The sequence below is a fragment of the Moraxella equi genome (assembly GCF_002027555.1).
GTDB lineage: Bacteria > Pseudomonadota > Gammaproteobacteria > Pseudomonadales > Moraxellaceae > Moraxella > Moraxella equi.
Genome location: NZ_MXAP01000052.1, coordinates 1 through 4,461, shown reverse-complemented (window position 1 = coordinate 4,461; position 4,461 = coordinate 1). Strand labels below are relative to the sequence as shown.

The following is a 4,461-nucleotide window of genomic DNA, read 5'->3' as shown; positions in this document are numbered from 1 at the left end:
TTGTTGTCTAAAATCATCTGAGTATGCCATAGGGGTATTGTAGCATATTTTGGGTTCGGTTGGTATATTTGCCATTTATCTGTAAAAATCTTAACAACTTAAAATTATAACCATTTTTTATCCTGTCCATTTGTGTTAAAATAACTCATTTACCAAAGCCGAAAGCGATGACCATGACACAAACATCAAAACAACCACTTACCTTTCAACAAATTATCCTAACCCTACAAAACTACTGGGCAGAGCGTGGCTGTGTGGTTTTGCAACCTTATGACATGGAAATGGGGGCAGGGACGTTTCATACCGCCACATTTTTGCGTGCTTTGACACCCGAAAAATGGAACGCTGCCTACGTTCAGCCGTCTCGCCGTCCCACAGACGGGCGTTATGGCGACAACCCCAACCGCTTGCAACATTATTACCAGTTTCAAGTTGTCTTAAAGCCAAACCCTGCCAATATCCAAGAGCTGTATTTGGGCTCTTTGCAGGCGTTAGGTATTGATACTCTAACTCATGACGTGCGTTTTGTGGAAGACAACTGGGAGAGTCCAACGCTTGGGGCGTGGGGGCTTGGCTGGGAAGTGTGGCTAAACGGCATGGAAGTCACCCAGTTTACCTATTTTCAGCAGGTGGGCGGGATTGAGTGTTTCCCTGTAACGGGTGAGATTACTTATGGCTTGGAACGCCTTGCCATGTACATTCAGGGCGTGGATAGCGTCTATGACCTTGTGTGGACGGACGGCGAGTTTGGGCGTGTAACCTATGGCGATGTGTTTCACCAAAACGAAGTGGAGCAATCTACCTACAATTTTGAATATGCAGACGTTAGCAAACTCTTTGAATTATTTGACTTTTATGAGCATGAAGCCGACCGCTTAGTGGGCGTAAATCTGCCCCTGCCTGCTTATGAAATGGTGTTAAAGGCAAGCCACACCTTTAACCTATTGGATGCTCGTGGGGCGATTTCGGTTACCGAACGCCAACGCTTTATCCTGCGTGTGCGGACATTGGCTCGCAAAGTGGCGGTCAGCTATGTACAAGCTCGTGCCAAACTGGGCTTTCCGCTTGCTGATGAAGAACATAAAGCAGAAGCACTAGAAAAATGGCTTGCCAAAGAAGAAGAGTGATTTGACCATCACAACCATTTGATTAACTAGGACACATCATGAACACCAAATTGATTAAATCACTATCTGTATTATCACTGATTGCCCTTTTAACCGCTTGTGGTTTCGGTGGTAATGGCGATAATGACAATAACGAACGTGAAAACGACCGCACCGAATATTCCGACCGTCAAGACCGTGATAATGACGATGACAGAAATGACAATCGTGACAATCAAAATGACGACCGCCGTGATAATGATGACGATGATGACCGCAATGAGCGTGATAACGATGATGGCAGAGACAACGACAACCGCAATGACGACCAAGACGGCGACAGAGATAATGGTCGTAATAACGATGATAATGACCGTGGTAATGGTGATGATGACAAAAATTAATACCAAATAAATATGATGTCGGTGATTGATGAAACCCTATATCGTGTTTTATAGTTAATTAAATGTAAAAGGTTAAAATGAGCACAATCCTATTTGAACTTGGCACCGAAGAGTTGCCCCCAAAATCCCTAAAAACCCTACAAAACGCCCTATACGACCATGTCAAAACGGCATTGGGCGAGCAAAACATCGCGTTTGATGACATCAAGGCATTCTCTGCCCCACGCCGTTTGGCACTACTCATCAAAGGCGTGGGCGACTATCAGCCCGACCGCACCGAAACCAAAAAAGGCCCAAACATCAAGGCAAGTTTTGACGCTGACGGGAATTTGTCTCGTGCAGGGCAGGGCTTTTTGCAGGGGCTTAACGCAAACGGCTTAAACCTTACCAAAGACGATTTAATCACAATCAGCGACAAAAAAGGCGAATATGTCGCTTATACGCTTACCATTAAAGGCGAGAAAGTTACCAACCTGATGCCAAGCCTTATTCAAAAAGCCCTAGACGAGCTACCAATCGCCAAAAGAATGCGGTCGGGTGCCGACAAACACGAGTTTGTCCGCCCTGTACAATGGGTGGTACTCATGGCAGACGATACCGTCATTCCTGCACGCATTTTAGGGCATGACACAGGCAGGCAGTCTCGTGGTCATCGCTATCACGCCCCTGATTTTTTTGTGATTGACCATGCCGAGCATTATGAAAGCCTGCTTGCCGAGCGGTTTGTGGTGGCGGATTTTGCCAAACGCCAAGCGAACATTGTCGCCCAAGTCCAAAAACTCTCCGATGAAATCGGTGCGACCGCCATTGTCCCTGATGAGTTGCTTGATGAAGTTACCGCCCTTGTGGACTATCCTGTTGCCCTGCGAGCCAGTTTTGAAGAGCGTTTCTTAGCCGTTCCGCAAGAAGCTCTTATCAGCACCATGCAAGCCGACCAAAAATATTTTTGTCTCACGGACGATAACGGCAAGCTAAAACCCAACTTTATCTTTATCAGTAACATTGACAGTAAAGATAAATCTGCGGTGATTTTGGGCAATGAAAAAGTGGTACGCCCACGCCTGTCGGATGCTGAATTTTTCTTTTTGCAAGACCAAAAACGTCCGCTTGCCGACTTTGCCGAAACCCTAAAAACCCGAGTATTCCAAGACAAACTTGGCACGATTTGGGAAAAAGGCGAGCGTATCGCCAAACTATCCGCCTTTATTAGCGAAAACTTGCGTCCGCATGGTTGGGACGTGCCGACCGATGACGTGGTGCGAGCGGGGATTTTGGCGAAGGCGGATTTGGCGACCACGTTGGTGGGCGAATTCCCCGAATTGCAAGGCATTGCAGGGACGTATTACGCCCACAAATCAGGCGAAAAAGCGGACGTGGCGAACGCCATTAGCGAACAATACCTGCCCAAATTTAGTGGCGATGAATTGCCAAAAACACCAATCGGTATCGCTCTTGCCTTGTCTGACCGCCTAGACACTTTGGTGGGGATTTTTGGCATTAACGAAGCTCCGACAGGTTCAAAAGACCCATTTAGCCTAAGACGAGCAAGCATTGGCGTTTTGCGTATTTTGATTGAAAATAAATTGCCATTAAACCTAGCAAGCCTTGTCGGTGAAGCCATTAAAAATTATGGCAATAAAATCAACAACATGAGCGAGACTTTTAATGCCGTCATGGAATTTGTCAGCTCACGCTATCGTGCCATGTACACCGAGCAGGGCGTAGCGGTGGACACCATTCAAGCGGTGCAAGCGATAAATCCGCACATGCCCCTTGATTTTGATGAGCGTATCCGTGCGGTGCAGGCGTTTCGTGCGTTGCCACAGGCACAGGTGCTGGCAGAAAATAACAAACGTGTTGCCAATATCCTTGCCAAAGCCGACAATGTGGGCGAGAATGTAGATGAGAGCCTATTGACCGAGACGGCAGAAAAGGCGTTGTATCAGGCGATTTTGAGTGCCAAAGAGATGGTAAAACCTTTACAGGATAAGGCGAATTATCAAGGGGTATTGACCGCCTTGACCGCTTTGGCAAGCCCATTGACCGACTTTTTTGATAATGTCATGGTAAATGCCGATGACGAACATCTAAAAAACAACCGCCTAGCCTTGCTTGGACAGGTGCGTACGCTGTTTTTGAGCGTGGCGGATATTGGGGTGTTACAAGGTTGATAAAAACCCCAAAAGCTGAACCAACCCCCAAATCTTAGACGTAAGATAAAAGGTTAAGTTGTCATCAAGGCTTAATTAACCCTAATTGGACTAAGTTTCTGTACTTAACAGGACTTAGTCCTTTTAATTTGCTCTTTATTCTATCATGATTGTAGTAGTGTATGTACTCATCAATCACTTGTTTGAGTTCATCCACTTGATGTAAATGTGGTTGTCTCATAAAACATCTCTTCTTCTGGTGTGCCTTCGAGCCTCTCTATCACGGCATTATCAAGGCAGTTCCCTTTTCTTGACATGCTTTGGGTTAAGCCTTGTTCTTTTAGGGTTTGTTGATACTGGCGCATTTGATAGTGTCAGCCTTGGTCTGAATGAATGATGAACTTGTTATTTTCATTGTTCTTACTGTTCTTGCCATTCTTACTGCTCTTATCATATCTATCTGCATCACCTAACTTTAACAAAGCATCATTTAACATCTCTTGATGCCCACCGCGAAAAATCTCGCCCGTTTTTGCAATAAACTCCTTTTTGGTTTTCTTTCACTAGGTGTAAGATAGTTTCATTTTGACAAATCTCCATAAAAATGCCCCAAACTTCACAGCTTGGGGTATTTTGTTTTCAGGTTTTGATTTATCTTAAAAACTCCACAATCTTGGCAAGTTCACCTTCAATGCGCCTGATAATGAGTCTCTCAGCTTGGTTGCACTCTTCAAAGTTTAAGCTAATGTTGTTTTCCGCCAGCTTTTCTTTGATGAGTTTGACATATACCAACCGAACCCA

3 protein-coding genes and 1 pseudogene are annotated in these 4,461 nt (G+C 45.3%); 3 read left to right on the top strand and 1 reads right to left on the bottom strand.

All coding sequences use genetic code 11. The annotated features are described in order from the left end of the window. Nucleotides 1-173: 173 nt before the first annotated feature. The 3 genes from glyQ to glyS all read left to right on the top strand — a co-directional run bounded on the left by glyQ (nt 174) and on the right by glyS (nt 3,681). Nucleotides 174-1,127 carry a glycine--tRNA ligase subunit alpha gene (glyQ, locus tag B5J93_RS05715; RefSeq protein ID WP_079325394.1) on the top strand — a complete coding sequence of 318 codons (954 nt, stop codon included), beginning with the start codon at nt 174-176 and terminating at the stop codon, nt 1,125-1,127. Nucleotides 1,128-1,165: 38 nt separating this feature from the next. Continuing rightward, nucleotides 1,166-1,510 carry a hypothetical protein gene (locus B5J93_RS05710; RefSeq protein WP_079325392.1) on the top strand — a complete coding sequence of 115 codons (345 nt, stop codon included), beginning with the start codon at nt 1,166-1,168 and terminating at the stop codon, nt 1,508-1,510. 77 nt (nt 1,511-1,587) lie between these two features. Beyond that, a complete protein-coding gene (glyS, locus tag B5J93_RS05705) occupies nt 1,588-3,681 on the top strand; it encodes a glycine--tRNA ligase subunit beta (RefSeq protein ID WP_079325390.1) in 2,094 nt (697 codons plus the stop codon). A gap of 64 nt (nt 3,682-3,745) precedes the next feature. On the opposite strand, the pseudogene B5J93_RS13965 reads toward glyS, so the two are convergent. Continuing rightward, nucleotides 3,746-4,058: pseudogene (locus tag B5J93_RS13965) on the bottom strand (IS3 family transposase); the annotation flags it as partial. Between the last annotated feature and the right edge of the window lie 403 nt (nt 4,059-4,461).

What these genes read in the sequence shown, in the direction of transcription:
- B5J93_RS05710 (WP_079325392.1), top strand. Translation starts at nt 1,166, where the DNA reads ATGAACACCAAATTGATTAAATCACTATCTGTATTATCACTGATTGCC.
- glyQ (WP_079325394.1), top strand. Translation starts at nt 174, where the DNA reads ATGACACAAACATCAAAACAACCACTTACCTTTCAACAAATTATCCTA.
- glyS (WP_079325390.1), top strand. Translation starts at nt 1,588, where the DNA reads ATGAGCACAATCCTATTTGAACTTGGCACCGAAGAGTTGCCCCCAAAA.